This window comes from Streptomyces sp. NPDC057428 (assembly GCF_042803195.1).
GTDB lineage: Bacteria > Actinomycetota > Actinomycetes > Streptomycetales > Streptomycetaceae > Streptomyces.
Genome location: NZ_JBHVCT010000104.1, coordinates 1 through 19,838 on the forward strand (window position 1 = coordinate 1; position 19,838 = coordinate 19,838).

Annotated in this window: 18 protein-coding genes and 4 pseudogenes; 9 read left to right on the forward strand and 13 right to left on the reverse strand. The window is 68.1% G+C overall.

Annotated elements, in window-relative coordinates; genetic code table 11:
* The 3 genes from ACFU5K_RS27625 to ACFU5K_RS27635 all read right to left on the reverse strand — a co-directional run.
* On the reverse strand, nucleotides 1-1,263 hold a 1,263-nt coding region (locus tag ACFU5K_RS27625; RefSeq protein WP_384066409.1), incomplete at its 3' end, for a transposase.
* Between the two features lie 253 nt (nucleotides 1,264-1,516).
* Nucleotides 1,517-2,368: a hypothetical protein gene (locus ACFU5K_RS27630; RefSeq protein ID WP_384066411.1), complete on the reverse strand. Its 852-nt coding sequence runs from the start codon at nucleotides 2,366-2,368 to the stop codon at nucleotides 1,517-1,519.
* Nucleotides 2,369-2,722: 354 nt separating this feature from the next.
* The gene (locus ACFU5K_RS27635) at nucleotides 2,723-3,253 is read right to left on the reverse strand and encodes a DUF2231 domain-containing protein (protein ID WP_384066413.1); all 531 of its coding nucleotides are present in this window, start codon (nucleotides 3,251-3,253) and stop codon (nucleotides 2,723-2,725) included.
* 18 nt (nucleotides 3,254-3,271) lie between these two features.
* Between ACFU5K_RS27635 and ACFU5K_RS27640 the strand changes: the two genes are divergently transcribed.
* A complete protein-coding gene (locus tag ACFU5K_RS27640; protein WP_384066414.1) occupies nucleotides 3,272-3,568 on the forward strand; it encodes a cation transporting ATPase C-terminal domain-containing protein in 297 nt (98 codons plus the stop codon).
* Between the two features lie 340 nt (nucleotides 3,569-3,908).
* Here the strand turns inward: ACFU5K_RS27640 and ACFU5K_RS27645 are convergent, their stop codons facing one another.
* On the reverse strand, nucleotides 3,909-4,355 hold the full coding sequence (locus ACFU5K_RS27645; protein ID WP_384066416.1) for a GNAT family N-acetyltransferase: 447 nt from the start codon (nucleotides 4,353-4,355) through the stop codon (nucleotides 3,909-3,911).
* Between the two features lie 99 nt (nucleotides 4,356-4,454).
* Here ACFU5K_RS27645 and ACFU5K_RS27650 point away from each other — a divergent pair, with 99 nt between their 5' ends.
* From ACFU5K_RS27650 to ACFU5K_RS27665, 4 genes and pseudogenes are all read left to right on the forward strand, one after another.
* A complete protein-coding gene (locus ACFU5K_RS27650) occupies nucleotides 4,455-4,763 on the forward strand; it encodes a hypothetical protein (RefSeq protein ID WP_384066417.1) in 309 nt (102 codons plus the stop codon).
* Between the two features lie 122 nt (nucleotides 4,764-4,885).
* Entirely contained in the window at nucleotides 4,886-5,701 is an 816-nt protein-coding gene (locus ACFU5K_RS27655) for a MerR family transcriptional regulator (RefSeq protein ID WP_384066419.1), read from the forward strand.
* 22 nt (nucleotides 5,702-5,723) lie between these two features.
* Nucleotides 5,724-6,650, forward strand: a complete 927-nt coding sequence (locus ACFU5K_RS27660) for a hypothetical protein (RefSeq protein ID WP_384066421.1) — start codon at nucleotides 5,724-5,726, stop codon at nucleotides 6,648-6,650.
* 207 nt (nucleotides 6,651-6,857) lie between these two features.
* Nucleotides 6,858-7,085, forward strand: a pseudogene (locus tag ACFU5K_RS27665) (site-specific integrase); the annotation flags it as partial.
* Nucleotides 7,086-7,235: 150 nt separating this feature from the next.
* Here ACFU5K_RS27665 and ACFU5K_RS27670 read toward each other — a convergent pair.
* Both ACFU5K_RS27670 and ACFU5K_RS27675 read right to left on the reverse strand, forming a co-directional pair.
* Nucleotides 7,236-8,636 carry an SMI1/KNR4 family protein gene (locus ACFU5K_RS27670; protein ID WP_384066423.1) on the reverse strand — a complete coding sequence of 467 codons (1,401 nt, stop codon included), beginning with the start codon at nucleotides 8,634-8,636 and terminating at the stop codon, nucleotides 7,236-7,238.
* Between the two features lie 293 nt (nucleotides 8,637-8,929).
* On the reverse strand, nucleotides 8,930-9,325 hold the full coding sequence (locus tag ACFU5K_RS27675) for a cupin domain-containing protein (protein ID WP_384066425.1): 396 nt from the start codon (nucleotides 9,323-9,325) through the stop codon (nucleotides 8,930-8,932).
* A gap of 51 nt (nucleotides 9,326-9,376) precedes the next feature.
* On the opposite strand from ACFU5K_RS27675, the gene ACFU5K_RS27680 reads away from it, so the two are divergent.
* Complete coding sequence (locus ACFU5K_RS27680) at nucleotides 9,377-10,369, forward strand: helix-turn-helix domain-containing protein (RefSeq protein ID WP_384066427.1); 993 nt, start codon at nucleotides 9,377-9,379, stop codon at nucleotides 10,367-10,369.
* Nucleotides 10,370-10,404: 35 nt separating this feature from the next.
* Here ACFU5K_RS27680 and ACFU5K_RS27685 read toward each other — a convergent pair.
* The 3 genes and pseudogenes from ACFU5K_RS27685 to ACFU5K_RS27695 all read right to left on the reverse strand — a co-directional run.
* Nucleotides 10,405-10,572, reverse strand: a pseudogene (locus ACFU5K_RS27685) (site-specific integrase); the annotation flags it as partial.
* A 32-nt stretch (nucleotides 10,573-10,604) separates the two neighbouring features.
* Nucleotides 10,605-10,682, reverse strand: a pseudogene (locus ACFU5K_RS27690) (IS5/IS1182 family transposase); the annotation flags it as partial.
* A gap of 104 nt (nucleotides 10,683-10,786) precedes the next feature.
* On the reverse strand, nucleotides 10,787-11,359 hold the full coding sequence (locus ACFU5K_RS27695; RefSeq protein WP_384066429.1) for a hypothetical protein: 573 nt from the start codon (nucleotides 11,357-11,359) through the stop codon (nucleotides 10,787-10,789).
* 398 nt (nucleotides 11,360-11,757) lie between these two features.
* Here ACFU5K_RS27695 and ACFU5K_RS27700 point away from each other — a divergent pair, with 398 nt between their 5' ends.
* Nucleotides 11,758-14,136 carry an N-6 DNA methylase gene (locus ACFU5K_RS27700; protein ID WP_384066431.1) on the forward strand — a complete coding sequence of 793 codons (2,379 nt, stop codon included), beginning with the start codon at nucleotides 11,758-11,760 and terminating at the stop codon, nucleotides 14,134-14,136.
* 58 nt (nucleotides 14,137-14,194) lie between these two features.
* On the forward strand, nucleotides 14,195-14,470 hold the full coding sequence (locus ACFU5K_RS27705; protein ID WP_384066433.1) for a hypothetical protein: 276 nt from the start codon (nucleotides 14,195-14,197) through the stop codon (nucleotides 14,468-14,470).
* A 180-nt stretch (nucleotides 14,471-14,650) separates the two neighbouring features.
* Here the strand turns inward: ACFU5K_RS27705 and ACFU5K_RS27710 are convergent, their stop codons facing one another.
* From ACFU5K_RS27710 to ACFU5K_RS27725, 4 genes and pseudogenes are all read right to left on the reverse strand, one after another.
* On the reverse strand, nucleotides 14,651-15,031 hold the full coding sequence (locus ACFU5K_RS27710) for a DUF6009 family protein (protein ID WP_384066435.1): 381 nt from the start codon (nucleotides 15,029-15,031) through the stop codon (nucleotides 14,651-14,653).
* Between the two features lie 133 nt (nucleotides 15,032-15,164).
* Nucleotides 15,165-16,712: a phage/plasmid primase, P4 family gene (locus ACFU5K_RS27715; RefSeq protein ID WP_384066437.1), complete on the reverse strand. Its 1,548-nt coding sequence runs from the start codon at nucleotides 16,710-16,712 to the stop codon at nucleotides 15,165-15,167.
* Complete coding sequence (locus ACFU5K_RS27720; protein WP_384066440.1) at nucleotides 16,709-17,725, reverse strand: bifunctional DNA primase/polymerase; 1,017 nt, start codon at nucleotides 17,723-17,725, stop codon at nucleotides 16,709-16,711. Before ACFU5K_RS27720 ends, ACFU5K_RS27715 begins: the two co-directional genes overlap by 4 nt.
* A 680-nt stretch (nucleotides 17,726-18,405) precedes the next feature.
* Nucleotides 18,406-19,428 (reverse strand): annotated as a pseudogene (locus ACFU5K_RS27725) (IS630 family transposase).
* A gap of 23 nt (nucleotides 19,429-19,451) precedes the next feature.
* Here ACFU5K_RS27725 and ACFU5K_RS27730 point away from each other — a divergent pair.
* Nucleotides 19,452-19,766, forward strand: coding sequence for a transposase (locus ACFU5K_RS27730; protein ID WP_384066438.1), 315 nt, complete (start codon nucleotides 19,452-19,454; stop codon nucleotides 19,764-19,766).
* Nucleotides 19,767-19,838 lie beyond the last annotated feature (72 nt).

The window sequence follows — 19,838 nt, forward strand, 5'->3', positions numbered from 1 at the left end:
GGCGCTGGTGGAGTGCTCGGGGCAGCGGACCTGACGGGCTTTCCAGTCGATGCGGAAGGCGCCCTTGTCGAAGCCCTCGGCGGCCCTGGCCTGGGGCGAGTGGTCGGCCAGGAGCGGAGTGACCATGGTGATGCCCTGCCCGGCCGCGGCAGTGATCAGGTCGGCCGAGGGGTAGCCGGAGTCGAGATAGTGCTCGGCGGGCTTCACCTCGCGCTCGGTGAGGTTCTTCTGGATCTGCTCGGTCGCCTTCACATCGGGCACGGTGGCGACGGTGGTGTGCACGTCGGTGATCAGGTTCGGTGCCGGGACACGGAGACAGCCTTCGGCTTCGGCTTCGGCTTCGGCTTCGGCTTCGGCCGGAGCGTGGCACGTCTCGGTGAGATGGATCTTGTAGCCGCACCAGAAGAGGTCGTCGCCCTTGGCGGACCAGCGGGCGTCGGGGTCGTAGGGGGAGGCCAGGCGGGTACTGCCGGGCGGGACACCGTCATTGTCGGCGTCCCGCTTGCTGACCACCTCCCGTCCCCGGGTATCGACGCGGACGGTGTAGGTCTGCACGAGGACCTGCCTGAGCAGGGCGACCGCCTCGATCTCACGGATCCACACCGGGGCGCCGGGGGACCAGGCAGCCCGGCACAAGGCCAGCGCGTCCTGGCCGAAGACCTGGGCGAGCCGCTCCCGCTTGGTCTTCGACGACGGCATCGTCCAGCCATCGACGCGCGGCCCGTAGCGTTCGGCGAACTCGGCGACGTCGATCACCCCAGCCAGCCAGGACGGTGCCGCCACCGCCACAGCCTCCAGCGCCGCCCGTACGCTCTCCCCGGCCAGCTCCGTGCGGTTCAGGTCACGGACCGCACTGATCACATGGGTGGCGTCGGTGCGCTGCTTACCCCCGGCCTTGACCAGCCCGGCCTCGCGGCAGTGCTCCAACAGCCGGTCGAAGAGCACCCGTTCCATCCCGTCACCGGCCAGCCGGGCACGGAACCTCGACAACGCGCAGAAGTCGAAGCCGGTATCGGACAGTTCCGCGCCCAAGGCGTACTTCCAGGACAGCCGGTCCCGCGCTGCCTCCGCGGCCTGCCGGTCGGTGAGGTTCTCAGTGAACTGCAGCACCGTCACCAGAGCGAGCAGGGCCGGGGACTGGGCAGGAGCACCACGACCGGGAAACACCCCGGAGAACAAGGCGTCATCGAAGACCTCGGCCAAGTGGTCGCGGACCCGCATAGGAAGGCTTCCCTTGGGGAAGGCGGCACGAGCCGTACGCACCGTCTGTTCCGGAATGGGTGGCAGACCTCCAGGCCGCATGGACACCGCGCCGACCTCCCTGCGGCCGGGGCAGACAGAACGACCGCACCGACGATCATGCCGAACAACTCCAGACCGCCGCAGACAATTCAGCAACGGAGTCACAGGCCTACCCGGCCGAGTTGCAGACCGGGCGGAAGGCAGGCCCGCGGTGGGTGCTCGTGAGCCGGCATCACTTGGCAGGTTGAAGGCGGCGCCCCGGTATGCAGCGGCGTCAGGGGCGGGGCAGGATCAGCGCGCCGGGGCGCACCGGTGCTCCGAAGACCTGCAGGACGAGGTTGCGGTGGGCGGAGTGAAGGGTGCGTACAGCTGCCCGGGTCAGTCCTGGTTTCAGCGGTTCCTCGCCGCCGCGGGGCCTTCCCGGTTTCGTGGGAATCCACAGATATCCCGGGTCGCTGCCTTCAAGTTGCCGGGTGATGCCGGCGCGTACGTCGAGCCAGCGGCGCATGATCTCCACGGTGTCCCTGTCCAGCGGGTGGGGTCCGGTGTCCAGGACGATCTGCGGGAAGGTCCGGTGCGCCAGGTCCACGTCGACGACATCGAGGGAGTGCAGATCCGGGACGGAGCGGCCGGTTGCGGCGACGAGGGCGGCTACCGCCGCTGTGCGGATCGCAGTGGCGGCGTTGGAGCCGAAGGGACGTTTCACCGCGAGGGCCCGGAGCAGTGTTCGCGACTCCTCCGGACCCAGCCAATCGCCGTGCGTGGCCGCCGGTATTTCCAGGCGCACGGGAAGTCCGAGGTGTTCGGCGAAGGAGTTCCATGTCTGGATGCGGGCGCGCTGGGTGTTGCCGGCGGCCATGGCGTCGGGTCCGGTGAGGGTGTTGCGGGTGCGGGTGCCGCCGGCCGCCGCTGCCGCGAGCCAGGCCTCGGCGCGGGCGGGCTCCATGAGTTCGCCGACGGTGAGGGGAGCGTCCCGCTTCTGGGGCAGGGCATGCTCGAGGTACTCATGGAGAAAGTGAGCGCGCAGCCGTTGCGTCCCGTAGGTGCACCCACGGGTTTCGAGCGCATCGAGGAAGTGACCGATGGCAGCCAAGGCGTCGGAGGGGCAGCTGGGGGGTGGCGGCATAGGTTTCAGCGTACGGATCTCGTGATGAGAAACTAGATAACAGCAAGAAGCTGATTAAGATAATCCTACGCTGTTCTGCCGCTGCTGCGTTTTGGTCCGTGTCGAACCGAAACGCAACATCCCGATCCGGTACGGTCACCGCGCCTCTCCGGCCCCCCGAACGACAACCTTCACCTCTGACGCGCCGAAAAGCGCTTCTTGCTGTTATCGAGCAAGTGCCTCGATGCCGTGCTTGCCCAACTGCGCGCCGAGAGTAACGAGATCAGCGACGAGGATGTCGCCCGACTGTCCCCGCTGAAGTTCAACAACCTCAGCCTGCACCCGCTGCGCGACCCGGACGCACCTGAGCACCGGTCAGGTGCTCGTGCGGGCGACAGGAAGGGTGAGGACGCCCGATCCCCAGGTCGCCTTGGCTCCCGAGTCGCCGATCCGGTAGACCTGCACGATCGCTCCGACCGCCACCACGAGCGAGAGCAGGACGGCGGCGATCCGCAGGGGTGTGGCGCGCATACCGCTCGTACCGGCTGACCTGTTCGCGTCGGGGGTCGGGGACGTTCCGACGTGCCGGTAGGTCCACCAGAGTGCCGTTGCCATGACGAACAGTCCCACGGCCCACGGCAGGAGCCCGTTCCCCATCTCCGTGTGCCGTTCCAGCAGTGCGTTCTCGTTCACGCGTTCCGCGAGCCATTCCCCGGCATGGGTGGTGAGCGGAACGGCCGCCAAGGTCACCAGTGCCAAGACGGGCGGGGCCAGACCGAACCTGCGCATCACCGAGGGCCACAGGGCACAGGCCGGCAGGACCAGTGCGGTGAGAGACACCAGCACCACGACGAAGTGGACGAGCAGAGGGTGCGCTGGGATGCCGTTGATCTCTGTGGGGCCCATCGGATCAGCTCCTGGGTGATGCGAGGCGCCTTCGCCGTACGCACCCAGCGCGCCTCCCTGCGATCCATCGGCGTCACCACCAACCGCTACCTCCTCGCCGCCATCGCCAGCGATATCCTCCTCGTCGCTATCTTCGTCTACACCCCCGCCTTCCAAAGTCCCCTCGGCACGGCCCCGCTGCCCGCCAGCACCCTGCTCCTGCTGCTGCCCTACCCGTTCATCGTGTGGGGCGCGGACGAACTGCGCCGCTACCTCATCCGACGGCACACCGAACCGGCTCGGGAGCCGAACCGCACTACCGGTACCGCCCGGTGACCAAGGTCTCCAGCGGCTCGGCACCAGGAGCCCGACCGTCGCCACCGCCGTACGCGGTACCGCGGCCCACAGCGCGGCCACGTCCAGGTCCGCGTCGTGCTCGGCGACCAGGTCCACCTCACGGGATGCTGCGGGCCGAGCTGGCCGGGGCCGGGCCGGTGGCCTCCGACCCGACGGTCTCCCGCCTCGTCGACACCCTCGCCACCTCTGAGGAGAAGGCCCTGCGGGTCATTCCTGCCGCGTCGGCCGGCGTCCGCCAGCAGGTCTGGCGGCTGGCCGACGCCGACTCCTCCTATGCCGGAAAGCTCGTGACCTGGGACCTTAGGGCGTGTCCGGCGGATCAGGTCAGACGCAGGTCGATCCAGTGCACGGTGTCGCCCTCGCGCAGGAGATAGCGTTCGAGTTCGGCGAAGCCGTTCTGTTCGGCGAAGCGCAGTCCATCTGGATTGGACGCGAGTACGACTGTCTCGATCACCTGAGCGTCCAGCGCGCGGGCCTGCTCCAGGGCGCGCTCGTAAAGTCGAGTGCCGAGACCGCGACGGCGGTACTCGGGCAGAACGCGGGCGATGACCGTCGCGGTGGCGCCGTTGTCCTTGGTGGGCGGGCGCACGGTGGTGCATCCGATCAGGACGTCGCCGAGGTAGGCGACCTCCATGTGATTGCGTTCAGTGCGTGCACGGACATCGTCGAGCGACAGCACGTCGCCGGGGACGATCAGATTGTGGGCGTACTGCCAGTCGCGGATCGCGGCGTTGTCGTCCACCGCTTGGATATGAAGCTCGTTCATCAGAGCAGCGAATCGGTGTCTGTCGTGCGCGTCAACTGGCGATGCCGTGCGGGGAGATGAACGGGGCCGAGTCGACGTCCCGGGACCGGGAAGCCGAGCGTGCCGCGCTGCGGAGTGCCGCTGACCGGCTCCTGGCCAGCCCCCCTCCGGCCGGAGTCAGGGCGGCTCACGGCCACCGAACTCCTGCGCGAGTCCAGCCTGAGGCGAGATGTCGCCTACGGCGACCACAGAGACCTCGTCGAAGAGTTCCAGGCCCGCCTCAAGGCACAGAAGTCCACACCGGCTGCCAAGCAGGAACTGGCCGACAAGCACAGCGAGGTGAAGGAGAAGCTGGCGGCCGTCACGGAGAACCTCACGAAAGAACAAGCCGTCAGCGCCGCACCGCGTCGACGGGCGGCTCGTCGGTGACGAGCTGTTCCGTCCGCTGATGACTCTCCGCGCCGGAGGAGAGAACGGTGCAGGACAACGGGTGGACGCGTGATCCTGTGCTTGACTCTCCCACCGTGTCAGGGCCTGCACTGGGAGACGTCATGTTCACCATCGGAGACTTTGCCAGGCATGGCCGCGTGTCGGTCCGCATGCTGCGCCATTACGACGCCGTCGGGCTACTGCGCCCGGCCCACGTCGACCCGTACAGCGGCTACCGCTACTACCAGGCCACCCAGCTCGCCCGGCTCAACCGCGTCATCGCCCTGAAGGACCTGGGATTCACCCTGGACCAGGTCCGGTCGATCCTCGACGAGGACATCAGCACCGAGGAGCTCCGCGGCATGCTGCGGCTGCGCCGGGCGGAGCTGGAATCCGCCGCCACCGAGGCGGCGGCACGAATGGCCCGGGTCGAGGCAAGGCTCCGGACGATCGAAAGCGAGGGCACCATGCCTCCCAACGACGTTGTCGTCACCTCCCTTCCCCCGATCCGGGCGGCCGAGCTAACCGCCACTGCAGCGAGCTTCGAACCACAGGACATCGGGCCGGTCATCGGCCCACTCTTCGACGAACTGTGCCGTCGGCTCGATGACGCGGGCACCACCCCGGTCGGCCCCGGCGTTGCTCGCTACGAGGAAGCACCCGGCGAGGACCCGATCATCACCGTGCGGGCCGCAATACCGGTGGCCGGAGAGGCAGGTGGTCTCCCGATAGTTGAGGTGCCCGGCGTCCCGCTGGCGGCCACGATCATCCACCACGGGCCGATGGACGGCGTGCTGCCCACCGCGCACGCGCTCGATCACTGGATCGCCGCTCACGGTTACCGCCCCGTGGGGCTTGCCCGCGAGGTCTCCCTGGACTGCCCCGCCGACACCACCGCGTGGGTGACAGAGCTTCAGCAGCCCATCATCGCCGTCTGACCCGGCCGAAGAGAGGACGACAATGGCGCACTACATCGGCTCCGGCCCGTACTGCTACGCCAACTCCCTGGCCATGGTGCTTGGCGACGCGGCCCCTCCGGCGGTCATCGAGGTGCTGACCGGTTCGCCGTTCGGCTTCGAGCTGATCGGCGGCACCCTGCCGCTCTTCGACCCCTACGGTTGGGACCCGGACCTGGGCCTGGACGCGGCTACCGCCCTGCTCGGCGCCCATTGCGAGCGGACTGCCGGCGGCACAGCCGAGGAGGCTGAGGAACGGCTGCGTGAGGCGTCCGCCCGAGGGCCCGTCCTGGTCGGCCCCGTCGACATGGGGCTGCTGCTCCACCAACCGGGCACACCTACCGCCGACGGCGGTGACCACTTCGTGGTGGTGGTGGAGATCGACGCCGGCACTGTGGTCTTCCACGATCCACACGGCCACCCTTACGCAACGCTGCCGGTCGCGGACTTCCTCAGCGCGTGGGAGGCCAAGGCGATCGGCTACGTCGACGCCCCCTACGTGATGCGCGCCGGCTTCGCCCGGGAGCGACAGGTCACACCGGAAGAGGCGCTGCGACGGTCTCTGCCCGACGCGCAGCGGTGGCTGGCGGGCCGCGGCGACCGGCCCGTTCCTCCGGGAACGCTCGGCGGGGCCGCCGGCGTGGAAGCCTTGGCCGCCCGGGCGGACGGGGGACTCGACACGGGCACGCGCGGGTTCATGGCACACTTCGCCGTTCGGGTGGGCGCGCGCCGCCTCGCCGACGCCGCACACTGCCTGGAGTCGCTGGGACTCTCCGGTGCGGCGGCGGTCGCTGCCGGGCAATCCCGGCTGGTCGGCAGCCTTCAGCACCCGCTGGTCACGAGCGATGACCAGGCCCTGGCCGGCCTCCTGCGTCAACTTGCCCCGACCTACGAGCGGCTGCGTACGGCACTCGTGTCCGAGACGCGCTGACAATGATGAGAGCCGGGCGCCACCCCTGCATTGGGGACACGGCGCCCGGTCCGCGTTTCGGTATCCCTCTGGCTGGACCGGTGCAGGTGGCCCACCACCGGAGATCAGTCTCGTTCCGCAACGGAGCATTGGCTCCGGCGAGGCTGCTTCTGATCGCAGAAACAGGCGACGTTGTCGGCCGCCGCGGATTCTGGCCTACGACACACGCGCGAGGTGCACCTCCGGGGGAAGACCCTGTGGCGGATGCTCTACGAGACCTCGGGCCGGGCGGAGGAGATCCTCGGCGTGAACATCGAGGACCTGGACTTCGCCGGGCGCCGCTGCCCGGTCAAGGCGAAGGGCGCCCGGACCAAGGCCCGCCGCCGCGGGCAGGCCCGTGAGGACTACGTGCTGGAGACCGTGTACCGGGACGCCGGCACCGCCCGGCGCCTGCCAGGCACGGCCAGCCGGTCGCCGACCGCGGTGAGGACGTCGGGGCAGAAGTAGTACCAGCGCAGGCGCGTGATCCCGCCGTCGGCCGTCTCGGCGTGAAGGACGTCCTCGACCGCCTCAGCTAGAGGAGTGAAAAAGCCTGGCTGTGCGGGCCTACGCAAGGGGTCCGAGGTTTCCTTCCACGACAGTCTGGATGATCTGGGGCCGGTCCCAGAGAGCCAGAATTTCGTTGGCGATGGACACGATGGGCAGGGGGTCGTGGTCGCCGTACGCCTTGATGGACGCAGCCAACAAGCTCCGGGGGACGGCGCTGGCATCCAGAAGGACACGCCAATCCTGCGGGCCGAGTTCCAGGAATTCCAGGCTGGTGAGCTCGGCGATCTCCAGCGGGTCGGCGAGCGTACCGGCGTACGCGGCGAGGGTGCGCAGGCGGGGCAGCCCGATGACCGGGGAGAGGCTGAACGGCGCTCCGTCCCACACCCCGATCGAGAGGACTTCCAGGCCGGGGTGGGCGGCTTCCCGGACGCTCTTGATGCTCGCATGGTTGACGTGGGCCACGGGCGGTGGCTCCTCCCTGCGGTGCCGGCGCTCGTGCGTCTCCCGGTCCAGGACCCAGTCGGTGAGCGAGTCGGCCAGCAACTCGGCGCCGACGCTCTCCTCGTGGCTGAGCAGGATGATCTGCCCGGTGTGTCCGCGGGGGCCGGGCGTCAGGTCGACCGCCAGCTGGTCTCCTCCGCCGTTCTCGCCGAATACGATCCACCCGGGTGACCCGACAACGCCCTGTACCGCGGCGTCGGGGCACGTGACGACCGCCTCCATGGCAGCGTGCTCCCAACGGCAGTGGCGGGTCGAGGCTTCGGCTGTGTACAGGTCGTCCACGGAGGAGAGTTCGCAGCGCACCGCTCCGAAGACACCATCCGCGGTTTCGTAGTCGTCGCCCCAATCCTCCCATCGCGCCCGGGTCACCCGGTAGAGCACCTTGAGTTCCTCGGGCAGGCAGACGCCCAGGCGGGCTTCGGCGGTGGCGATCTCCTCCTCCGTCGCGCCGATGGCGTCGGGTAGCCGTTCCCGCAGCGTCCGCTCCAGCAACTCCGGGTCCGCTGAGGAGGCCGGTCTCGCTTCGTGCGTCGGATCGGGGAGGCGGCGCCAGGGCTCGGGAAGAGAGTCTTCGATCAGGATGATTGCACCGGGATGAGGGTTTCCGATCCCGGGTTCCACCGCCGGGCTGGGACCGAGCAGACGAAGCACGGTCGTCCCGGTCGGTTCGATCTTCGCCGAGAACGAGACGTCGTCGGCGCCAACCTCCGTCATCGCGGTCTGCACCCGCTCCACCGCGTCGAGCCTGTCCTGTATGTCATCGGTCTGGAGGGCTCGACCGGGCGGTGGCACCGGGTGCGGGAGGGCCAGACTCCAACCGCTTCGCCCGATGCGACCCGCCACGCGTATGGGCTCTGCACCGGCCTTGTCCGCCTTGGCGGCCCGCAAGAGCCTGAGTACGGGCTGCCAGGTCGCGAAGTCACGTATCGATTGCCCGGGGGGTTTCTGAGTAGCCATGCGCAGACCGTACGCGGGGCGGCTGACACCCGGTGTCACAGGAGGCAGGGCTGCTCACAAAGGGGACAGTCGGACTCGCAATCCAAGGGTCGGAGTCACCGCGTACGGCCCGGTCCGACTTTCCGCCCGATCGCCTCGCGTCGGCACCTACTCGTCGTCGGGGGCAGCGTTCTTGTCCCGCAGGGGCCGCAGGCCGCCAGGCAGGTCGGGGAACTGGAAGGAGTACCGGTCCAGCATGTTGACGTGGTGCTCGCTGCCTGCGGCAAAGTCGGCCGTGTCCGAAGCCTGTCGGGTCAGGTGCTGAGTGCGTGTCCGGTTGTTGAGTCGACGTGCTCTGGGATCTCGTCGTGGCGATCCCCCACGGTCGGTGTCCCGGTGGGCTCGAACATGAGGATTGCGGCGCCGGACGGGGCATACGGCTTGTGCTCTGTGCCTCGGGAAACGGTGAAGACGGCCCCCTGTGGGAGCAGGACCGTGCGCTCTCCGTCGGGCTCGCGCAGGGAGATGCGCAGCTCACCGTCGAGTACCAGGAAGAACTCGTCGGTGTCGTCGTGCACGTGCCAGATGTGTTCGCCCTCGACCTTGGCGATGCGGACGTCATAGTCGTTGACACGCGTGACTATGCGGGGGCTCCACAAGGCATCGAAGGAGGCCAGAGCCTTGCTGAGGGGGATGGGTTCGCTACTCATGTGCTCATCCTGAGCCGTTTCGCTTGACGCCATGAGTGCTAGGAATTGCACATGGCGAAAGAATCCTCGCACGCAGCTCACGCGGCGGGCATACACCGGGTCGTCGTGATCGTGGACGAGAACTCGAACCCCTTCGAGCTCGGCTGCGCGACCGAAGTCTTCGGTCTGCGCAGACCGGAGATCGGCCGTGATCTCTACGACTTCAGGCTCTGCTCCCCCGAGCCCCACACCCTGATGCGAGACGGATTCTTCACGCTCGCGGGAGTCGCCGACCTGGAAGCGGCCGACGCGGCGGACACCTTGATCGTCCCCAATCGCCCGGACATCGAAGTGCCCCGCCGCCCCGCCGTGCTCGATGCCGTCCGCCGGGCACACGCCCGAGGTGCGCGCCTGGTCGGCTTCTGCAGTGGCGCCTTCACACTGGCCGAGGCCGGAGTCCTCGACGGGCGCCGGGCCACAGCGCACTGGCAGTGGGCGGATTCCTTCCGGATCCGCTTCCCCTCTGTCCAGTTCGAAGCAGACGTGCTGTTCGTGGATGACGGTGACATCCTCACCGCGGCAGGCAGTGCAGCTGCGCTCGATCTTGGGCTGCATGTGGTCCGCCGCGATTACGGCGCGGAGGTCGCCAACTCTGTGAGCCGGCGGCTGGTCTTCGCGGCGCACCGGGGCGGTAAACAGCGGCAGTTCGTGGAGCGCCCTATGCCCGACCTGCCGGACGAGTCCTTGGCGCCCGTTCTGGCCTGGGCCCAGGAACGGCTGGACTCACCGCTCAGCGTATCCAGCCTTGCGGCGCGTGCGGCGGTCAGTCCGGCGACGCTGCATCGGCGTTTCCAGGCGCAACTGGGCACGACGCCGCTGGCGTGGCTGACGGCGGAACGGCTTGCTCTGGCGTGCCGGTTGATCGAGCGAGGTGAGTCCCGCTTCGAGATGGTCGCGCGACGCAGCGGACTTGGCACCGCTGCCAATCTGCGCATGCTGATGCGCCGCGAGACCGGCATCACACCGTCGGCGTACAAGCGCCGGTTCGGGCCGGAGACGAGCTGACGGCGGGCATCCCCTGCCGACCAACCACGTGTGCTTCACCGTCTGCTATCGCCAGGGGCGAGCAGGCTTGTCAGCTCCGAGAACGCCTTGGGAGAGGGCTTGAAGTAGCGGCGGACGTTCTCCGGCTTCTTGTGCCGGGACTTCGCCATCAGCATCAGCAGGGAGGCACCCTGCTCGCCGGGGTGGGTGAGGGCGGAGTGCCTTGTGTCCGCAGAGGCCGTGTGCGGGGATGGCAGTGGGGGCGGTCGGCGGCAATGCGGTCGATGGACAGGAGCGTGCCGTCCAGGATCACGAACGCCTTGTGGGCGGCGAAGCCGGCTTCATGTCCGGGTGCACATCCAGGAGGGACCGGCCCAGGACAGCACCTCGCCACGTGCCGTGCAGCGACCCCGGGCGAGAAGCTGGAGCACACGGCTCTCACATCGTGAGTTCTGCGCGTGCCTTCTGCAGCTGCTCCACACTGACCGTGCCGGTGTCCGGGAGCCCTGCGCTCCCCCACGCACCCTGAGCGCGCGCCACGACGCCGGCGGCGTCGTCCAGGAGGACCTTCTTCGCCATGTTCACGGAGATCGCGCCGTCGCCCAGGTCGACGAGGTGGGCGAGCATGCGCACGTTGTGCTGCCGGTTCCCGGCCTTCTCCTCGTTGTACCGATAGACCAGCACCCAACGGCCGACAAGGGAACGGGCCCGCTCGATCAGCAGACGCCCGCGGTCCGTCTCTTCCTGCTCGGTACGGATGGTCTCCGCGTCGCCGGACGGCGGGCGCAGTGTGAGCAGGCCGCGGCGGCTGGTCTCCTCGACTTCGACCTTCTCCAGAAGAGCGACGAACGTCTTGGCGCTCTCCAGGCGGTCGACGTCCTGCGCAGCCTGCTTGGCGATCATGTGCAGGTCGACCGTCAGGGTCTGCACGCGGCGGCCCCAGGAGGCTTCCTCGCCGGGCTGACACGGTCCGGCAGCCTGAGCTGCGGCAATCACAAGGCTGTAGTCCACGCCCCCATCATGACGCAAAGCAACCATAACGAGGCGAACGAAGCAGGACCTGCTGGAGGTCTTACAGATCTCGCGGCGGCGCACCGGGCGGGGCAAGTACTGCGCGGAAGCGTACGAGTTGTGGAAGCGACACCCGACGGCGTCGGGGAGGGAAACCGCCATCTCGAAACGCTTACATCTGAACCCCCTTCAGAAGAGGCCGACCGCTGGGATGATGGGGAAGCCGCTTGGGTACCGCCATAGTGCAGATTTGTGGCGCACAGCGCGAAGTCGCAGAAGGGGAGCAGCCTCGTTCAATAGAGTGCGCATTGTCAGTGCGCACCTGACGTAGGTGGGTCGCTCTCCCTACTGTCAGAGGCAGAAGGCCGCCGAACGGCAGCCACGAGGGAGTTCAGACCATGTCCATTGCTGACCACCGGGATCAGCTCCACTCGCAAGCGGAGATCGCCTTGTTGGCGGGAGTCTCCCGAGCGACCGTCACACTGTGGCGCCACACCCCCGGCTTTCCGTCCCCGGAGCGCGGTGGGGAATCAGAACTGTTCCGTCGCACCGACCTCTTCACCTGGATGGACAAGCGGGTCATTCCCCGGCACCGGTTGCAGGGAGATCCGGACGGCACGACCTACGGAGCACGGGCACGCCGGTCCCTTGCCGGAGAACCGCCTGTCGCCGCCCCGGAGACGCCCCGGCCGATGGAACCGGGCACCCCGTCCGATCCACGCGAAGCCGACCGCGTACGTGAACTCATGGGGCGGCTGTGCGACCGGGTACGAGGAGCCGGTTCCCGGGTCGACTACGTGAACCTGCTTGTGTCGCTGCATTTCCTGCGGCAGCTCGAGGGGCCGCACTGGGACGACGTCGTCACGACGTCCCGCACGGGCGAGGGTTCGGACGGCGCCGCTGCTCTCCTGCGGCACATCGCCGCGGCTGTCGACGAGCAGCTGAGGCTGAGGGGGATGCGCCCGGCGATGCGCCAGGCGCTGGTGCGCCTCGAACCCCGTTCGTACGGGGATCTGCGGCACGTGGTGAATCTGGTGGACGGACTCGGGCACGGGGCGTTCGAGCTCATGCTCGACGAATACGAGTTGCTGGCCGGTCTGGACAGCGGCGAGTTCTTCACCCCGCGTGCCGTGGCGCGCGTCATGGTCCGTATCGCCGAGGAGAACGCGGCGGGCGGAGCCCCGCTGAGCGTCTACGACCCGTACGCCCGAGGCGGGGAGCTGCTCGCCGCGGCGGCAACCCGGTGTGCGGAGCAAGGGGTGGCTCCGCACAGGATGCGGGTCTGCGGACTGACTCACGGGCGGGACACAGCACCGCTGGCGACCGTGAACCTGACCCTTCACGGAGTGCGGCCCCGCGTGTTCGTCTCCTCCGGCGGTCCCCCGTGGGCTGCGTCCGCGGCGCTTTCCGCAGACCAGTTCTCCCTTGTCCTCAGCAATCCCCCGTTCAACATGAGTGACTCCACCGGAGGACCGCGCGTCGAGGGCGACTGGCCGTACGGACCTCCTCCCCTGGGCAACGACAACCTCGCCTACGTTCAGCACGTCCTGGGCGCGTTGGAGGAGGGCGGCGCCGCAGCCGTGATCATGCCCAACAAGGCCGGCAACTCGGCGAACAGGTCGGAGAAGAGCATCCGCCGGGCCCTGGTGGAACGCGGCGTCTTGAAGGCTGTTGTCGCCCTGCCGGACCGCTTGTTCTCCCACACGTCCGTACCTGTCTCGGTGTGGTTCCTGGTCCACCCGTCGCAGGCCTGCGACGAGATCCTGTTCCTGGATGCCCGGCAGGTGGGAACCCCGGTCCGGGGCAAGCGCATCCTTCTGGACGCGGACGTGCAGGCCATCGTCGACGCCTACCGGGACGCGGGCGCCCACCAGGGCGAAGGCGGGCAGACACCGGCCGTGCCGAGCGCGGGCGTGGCCAGGCAGACCGTCGAGGCTCGGGACTGGTCGCTCAGCCCCATGGACCACATCGATGCGTACAGACCCCGCCAGGACACCACCGACGCGGCCTGCTCCCTGGCCTTGACCGAACTGGAGGTCTGCAAGCGGGAGGTGCGGGATGCGGACACCGCCGCAGCCTCGGCTCTGGAACGGCTGGAGCAGATGGAGTGCGGGAAGAGCCTGGATGATGCCGTCGGGTGGAGGAGCGTGGTGCTGTCCGACCTGTGCGAAATCCAGGCAGGGCCGTCATACAGCCTGCTGAAGAAGCACATGACGCGCGACGGCGGCGTGCCGCTCGTCTTTCCCCAGAACCTGCGCGAGGGCCGTATCGAGGAAGTGGCCGATGACCACCGGCACGTCACCAATGGATCGGCTCGCCATCTGGACCGCTTCCGGCTCGCGCCCGGGGACATCCTCTGTGTCCGGACCGGAGCCATGGGTCCTCCCGCACTGGTGCAGGACACAGGAGCCGACTGGCTGATGAGCACCAACGTGATCCGGCTCAGAGTGATCGACAAGCACCGGACCCGCGTCCACCCCGGCTTTCTCGCCACCTACCTGGGGCGGCCCGAATCGGTTGCCTGGGTGCGGGACCGGGCGACCGCGACGGGTGCGCCGTCGATCAGCGCGGCGGCGCTGGGAAACCAGCCTGTGCTGCTTCCCCCGTATGCGGACCAGCAGCGCCTCGTTGCGACCCTCGCCGCGCTCGACAGCCAGGCCACAGCCCACAGCCGCCTCGCTGCGGCGGTCGAGGAGACCCGTACGGCCCTCGTGGGGCGCCTGAGGATCTCGGATCCGGACGAGAGAACGCAGCCGGATCGTGCTGGGCGTCCGTAGAGCTCCGACCGCCGCACCGACCTGACATCAGCTCACTTCAACCCGAGAATGGATCTTCGTGACTTCCCCGACCTCGCCGTCTCACGCTCCGGCCACGTCGTCCACTGCTCCGGCCACGCCATCTCCCGCTCCGCAGTCACACACCTGGGCACTGTGGCTGCTGGTGATGGTGCTCTTCTCCAGCGTCGTCGCCCTCGTCGTGATCATGCTGAAGGCACACAGCGGCTCAGGGATCGCAGAAGCGGTCCTGTCCGGAGGCAACGCGTTCGGAACAACGGTGATCACCTGCCTGGGGGCCGTCGCCGCGGTCAGCCAACTGCGTCGCCAGAGGTGACCACTCCGCACGTCCTCCCCGCCGCGAAGTCGAACGGAGTTCGCGGCGGGGAGCGTGCGCAGGGCATGGCCCCGGGCGGACCTCACAGGAACTGACGAACCCACCACCGCCGTGCGCCGGCGCGAGGGCCCGGATCTCCGAGGCCGGGGGAACAGGACGGCCATGGCGGCGAGGGGTGCGTCAGGAGGGCACTATCTCGTTTCTGAGCTTGCCCTGCGAACGCGGTGTCTTCTCCCCCACCCGGCGCGATTCGATCGTCCGCGGATCGACCGCCTCCCCCGGGGCGCCCTCCTTGTACAGACCCTCGGGCTCGTTCGGCCTGTCGTGAGGCAGCAGGAAGAATGTGCGGCGCTGGAAGAGGCCGCTGTCGGGGTTGGCCTCGGCGTCCTTGTCCAGTTCCGCGTATCCGACCATGCGTCCGTCACGGGCGTAGCGGGGCTTCCCACTGCGGCGGGCACTCTTGTCGAGCGCCTGACGGACGTAGTCGAGTTCGTCGAGGTCTTCCAGCCACACCACGTTCGCTTCGTGTGCGAGCTGGCTTTCGTGTAGCAGCGAGCTCATGAACGTAGCTCCTTGTCGGTGATGCGGCGGTGCGGATGGATGTGGTCACTCGGTGAGGACCCTGTGGTGCGGCGGTCAGGAACGTTTCCATGGTAGGACGATGTTCGGATCCTGGGCATCAGGCCTTGGTGTCTCATAGGCGTCTACCCGCCGGTCCGTCAGAACGAACGAGGTCGTCCGGCAGCAGGCCCAGAGCGGGGTAGTACTTCTTGCCGCTGGACTTCAGCATCTCGGCCGGGGACGCGAGTCCGATCTCCTGCCGGATGCGGCCGGCGAAGGCACGGGCGGTGTCGGCCCGGATGCCCTCGGAGCTGCACCATCCGGTGTACGTCCCGTAGAGAAGCCCCTGTTCCACGCGCAGGTCCCCCGTGTCAGGACCCTGCCGCATGCAGCACTCGCTCAGGAACCGTCCGATGTGGTCTTCGGTGGTCTCGTACGCGGCGGTGGCCAGACGTACGGAGGACGGGCCGGTCAGCGGGTCCCGGCTGTTCAGGTAGCGCATCGCACCCTGGATCAGCCAGTGCAGGATGCCCGGGCCCTCCTCCTGGACGAGCTCTCCGGCCAGGTTGTCGATCTTCCGGTCGGCGGCGACGACACGTTCGAAGGGGATGAGGCGGATACGCCGCCAGAACGCGTGCCCGCCCGTCCCGACCTCGGGCTGGTGGTTGCCGAGCAGCCAGAGCTTGTGGGTCGGGGTGAAGCTGAAGTAGTCCTGCCGCATGCGGCGCGCCTTGATCTTGTCCCCGCCGGTGAGGAGCTTGACCCGGGCCTCGTCGAACTTGTCGTTGGGCTTGAGCTCGCTGCAGACGAAGATGCGGCGGCCGTGCAGCTCCGTCAGTTCCGTCGAGTGCTCGGCGAAGTTGCCCTTGTCCATGAGGAAGCCGGGCGGGGCCGCGTCGGCGTAGTCCCCCATGACCTGGATCATGACGTCCAGAAGAACCGACTTCCCGTTGGCGCCCTTGCCCCAGAGGAAGGGCAGGACCTGTGCGCCGACGTCGCCGGTGATGGAGTACCCAAGCAGCAGGTGCAGGAAATCGGTCATCTCCTGGCCCTTGGCGTCGTCGCCGAAGGTGTCGTCCAGGAAGGCGTGCCAGCGCGGGGTCGGCATGGCCTGAGGAGCCACGTGAGTGGCCCGTGAGTGCAGGTCCTTCAGCGGATCAGGCTTGTGCAGACGGCCGTTACGCAGGTCGACGACGCCCCCCGGAGTGCACAGCGAGTAGGCGTCGCCGTCGAGGACGTCAGGGTCGAGACTGAGAACCGGCGCTGCTTTCGCCTGGTGGAGCAGGGCCTTCATGCCGCTGGTGGACATGGTGCGCCGGCGGTGCTGAGCGATCTCACGGTCGCTGAAGATGCCGCGGGGGTCGGTGGCGGACATCTGCTCGGCCATGTCGCCGGCCGCCCACAGGGCGGCCTTCTCCCCGCCCACGCGCTTCCACCGGAACTGGTCCCAGCAGTACCAGCCGAGGCCTTCGACATGCCGGAACTGATCGTTGTAGAGCTGGGCGAAGAGCTTCGCGTTACCACGGTCGGTGAGCATCGGGGGCAGCAGAGCGGGTGTGTCCACCAGGGCAGGTGCCTGCACCTGCTGGGGAGGAACCCATGCGGGGGCAGCGGCCTCGAACTCGAGCATCTGCTGAGCGGCGGCGGCCGCATCGAAGCGACTGCTCTCGGCGCTACTCATGCGAGTCCTTTGGGGTGGAACGGGCGGCGGGCGCCTGCGGAAAAGGCTGCTTCGATGATCGTCTCATTACGGCGGATCTGTCGGGGACGAGCATAGTGAGCGGCTTCTGCCAACTCCTGGCGGGCTTCGGCCTGATTTAGGTGCCCCGCTCCGGCAAGCCCGCCTGCCGTGTACGCCGCCCGGTTGAGCTTCTCGGTGAAGCCTGTGCCTTCGGCATGGACGGCACATTCACGAACGGTCTCGATGAGCGGCTGCAGGAGCACCTGCGCGGAGCCGGCACGTGGGAGACGAGCCGGTACGCGCGGCCGCGGACCGGGAATCGGGGACTCGGTTATGACATGGCCCGTGCGCGCCAGTTCGGCGGCCAGCCATGCAGGGAGAGGCGCCGGGTCACGTACGGCTCCGAGAGGGGTGTACACGCCTGCCGTGGTACGGGTGGTGGGGGCCACGATGTATCCCCCGTGAGCTCGTACGTCGACCTGCCAGGCGAGCGCGGTCCTGGGGCTGGATCCGGTGGAGGAGCGGTAACGCACGGCGGGTGCCGGGTTGATGTACCAGATGTGGAGCCCCCCGGAAGGAGTGCGGACGCGCAGGGTCGTCTCGTCCTCGGCCGGGTTCGGTTGCTGCCGGTAGGCGGCTAGGAGAGCCAGCGTGTCGAAGCCCGAGGCCAGCCCGGCCAGGTCGACCTGTTCCGGGATCTGGATACCCGGCAGAAGCCTGTTGCGGTCCGGCACCTGGGCTGTGTGGGCGTCGACGTCCAGGACCACGAGATGCGCCGGCCCGCACGACACACCCACGCCTGCGCGGGGCTCCTGACTCCACCAGGCGTCAATGCGGGCGAGTTCGGTGGTCGCGCAGTGGAAACCGTGACACCACAGGCCTCGTGCATGGCACGGACAGCCAGACGGTTCGTGACTGCGGACACGGCACTGCTCGCAGTTGGCTGCCGGCGTCTTGCGTCCGGGGGCAAGTGGGTGGACCGGCCACCGACGTCCTGCAAGCCAACGGGCCACGTCCGCGGGTCGCGGGTGCTGCGCGACTCCGGACGAGGCGGTGCCGGCGGGACGCTGCACTGTTCGTCGATCCGTTCCTCTTGTGCGGCCAGGATTGGGTTCCTCAGCTGAGTCCCTGACGTTTTACCTGTTCAGGGAGGACGGCATGAGGGGCTGAGGGACCGAAGGGACTGACTTTCCCTTATGGCACAAGAGAGCCTAGCGGACGGGTGCACCGCCCCGCGGGAGGCATGAGTACTTGTTGCAGAACCAGTCCCTTCGGTCCCTCAGCTCGCGGCTACGGACAGGGGCGAGACGGATCCGACAGCCAGGCGGGTGTCAGAGGGACTGAAGGCCTGCAGGGCGCGGGGGACTGAACAGGGACCAAACAGTCCCTCTGGTATTTCCGCAGGTCAGAGCACCTGTGCCCAGGACCCGAGGGACTGAAGGGACTCATTTCCGTAGTTATCAGCGCACCAGGATATGTAAGGGTCTCTCCTTACGTACGCGTGCATACACGCGCGCCCACGCAGCTGGAACAGGGAGTTTCGGTCCCTTCGGTCCCTTCAGTCCTCAGCGGATCGCTCTGACCTGGTCTTTTGCGGAGGGACTAAAGAGAGGAGGGACCGAACGCCGAGTTTGGTCCCTCCCGCGCTGTGGCTTCCGGCGGTGCCTCTCGCCCCTGTCAGGCGTTTTTTTGTTCAGGCGCCGTTTGGCCTTAGCAGACGGAGTCGGAGGCCGGTTGGGAGGTGCAGAGGGTCGGCGAGCAACCGAAGAGGGACACTCCGGACTCGCCGTGCTTGCGGGACACGGGCGCGGTCGCAGCGTTCGGCCGCCAGGACATCTCGATGCTGGGCGTTGGCGTTGCGCCAGCGCAGGTAGGCGTGCAGAGCCCGGGTCTGGACCGTGTGGTTCGAGTTGGCGGTGGTGAACTGCCGCAGCGGCCCGAAGTGCGCCTCGATCGGATTTGCCCAGGACGCGTAGGTAGGTGGTGAAGCACAATTCGACCCGGTGATTTTTGGCCCAGGCGCGGATCTTCTCGCCCTTGTGCGCGGACAAATTGTCCAAGATCACGAAAATGGGGGCGCCGTCTGGGCGGGCCGCCCGGATCGATCTGAGGGCGGCCCGCGTGTTGCAGGCGCCCCTTCTTTCGCGGGTTGACGCGCCAGAGCGTGTCGTCACCGACCGAGTAGCAGCCGTGGAAGTACCGGACCCCGTGGGTGCGATGGTAGGTCGCGGGGCGCCGTTCAGGATGCCCGGCAGCGGCCCACCCCGAGCCGCCGGTCGGCCGGATTCCCAGCGGACCGAACTCGTCGAACGCGAAAACGCGGCCGAACAAGCGGTCCAGGACGTGCTCAATTCGGTCGAGCTTGGTGTCACGGTCTGGGTCGGGCGACTCTCTCCAGGTCCTCGTGCGCTGGAAGGCGACGCCGCGGCGGGCCAGCAGGCACCGTATTGCCTCGCGGCCGATCCGGATGACGCGGCCATGGACCCGGTGCAGGTAAATGACGACGGCCGAGCTTGCTCGGGCGGGTGGTGGCCGTCGCGACGACGAAGTCCTCGTCGTCAGGAGTGAGCTGGCGGGGACGGCCTCCCGCCCAGCGAGGGTCTAGGCAGGCCAGGCCGATCTCGTTGAACCGGTGGATCACCTCGCGTGCGGTGTCCTTATCCGTCAGAGGGACCTGTCCCCGAGTGGTGGACACCTCTGAGTCCGGCCCCGCCAGGGGCCGGGTAGGAGGGATCTTTTATGGTGATGAAGGTTTACTCGCCCGAGTTCAAGGCGGACGCTGTCGCGCTGTACCTGTCGGACCCTGGTCACTCTCTCGAGGGTGTCGCCAGGGATCTGGGGGTCAGCAGGGAGACGCTGCGCAACTGGGTACGGGTCGAGCGGACCCGCCGCGGCGAGAGCGGTACGACAAGCACGGACACGAAGGACGTCGGGGTGGGCGAGGCCACGAATAAGGCGCTGGAAGCCGAGATAGCGGCTCTGCGTGCCGAACTGAAGACCGTGCGCAGGGAGAACCAGAAACTCGCCACCGACGGAAGATTTCAAGTCCAGTGAGACGGTCGTGATGCTATGAGGTTTGTGGTGCGGGTTCGCGGCGCTTGGCCGGGTCGTTGATCCACGCCTGCT

Excerpts from the sequence above, each read along its gene's own strand:
- ACFU5K_RS27680 (WP_384066427.1), top strand. The coding sequence starts at position 9,377 with ATGGCGAAAGAATCCTCGCACGCAGCTCACGCGGCGGGCATACACCGG.
- ACFU5K_RS27670 (WP_384066423.1), bottom strand. The coding sequence starts at position 8,636 with ATGGCTACTCAGAAACCCCCCGGGCAATCGATACGTGACTTCGCGACC.
- ACFU5K_RS27655 (WP_384066419.1), top strand. The coding sequence starts at position 4,886 with ATGTTCACCATCGGAGACTTTGCCAGGCATGGCCGCGTGTCGGTCCGC.
- ACFU5K_RS27710 (WP_384066435.1), bottom strand. The coding sequence starts at position 15,031 with ATGAGCTCGCTGCTACACGAAAGCCAGCTCGCACACGAAGCGAACGTG.
- ACFU5K_RS27660 (WP_384066421.1), top strand. The coding sequence starts at position 5,724 with ATGGCGCACTACATCGGCTCCGGCCCGTACTGCTACGCCAACTCCCTG.
- ACFU5K_RS27630 (WP_384066411.1), bottom strand. The coding sequence starts at position 2,368 with ATGCCGCCACCCCCCAGCTGCCCCTCCGACGCCTTGGCTGCCATCGGT.
- ACFU5K_RS27645 (WP_384066416.1), bottom strand. The coding sequence starts at position 4,355 with ATGAACGAGCTTCATATCCAAGCGGTGGACGACAACGCCGCGATCCGC.
- ACFU5K_RS27730 (WP_384066438.1), top strand. The coding sequence starts at position 19,452 with ATGGTGATGAAGGTTTACTCGCCCGAGTTCAAGGCGGACGCTGTCGCG.
- ACFU5K_RS27700 (WP_384066431.1), top strand. The coding sequence starts at position 11,758 with ATGTCCATTGCTGACCACCGGGATCAGCTCCACTCGCAAGCGGAGATC.
- ACFU5K_RS27715 (WP_384066437.1), bottom strand. The coding sequence starts at position 16,712 with ATGAGTAGCGCCGAGAGCAGTCGCTTCGATGCGGCCGCCGCCGCTCAG.
- ACFU5K_RS27635 (WP_384066413.1), bottom strand. The coding sequence starts at position 3,253 with ATGGGCCCCACAGAGATCAACGGCATCCCAGCGCACCCTCTGCTCGTC.
- ACFU5K_RS27675 (WP_384066425.1), bottom strand. The coding sequence starts at position 9,325 with ATGAGTAGCGAACCCATCCCCCTCAGCAAGGCTCTGGCCTCCTTCGAT.
- ACFU5K_RS27640 (WP_384066414.1), top strand. The coding sequence starts at position 3,272 with ATGCGAGGCGCCTTCGCCGTACGCACCCAGCGCGCCTCCCTGCGATCC.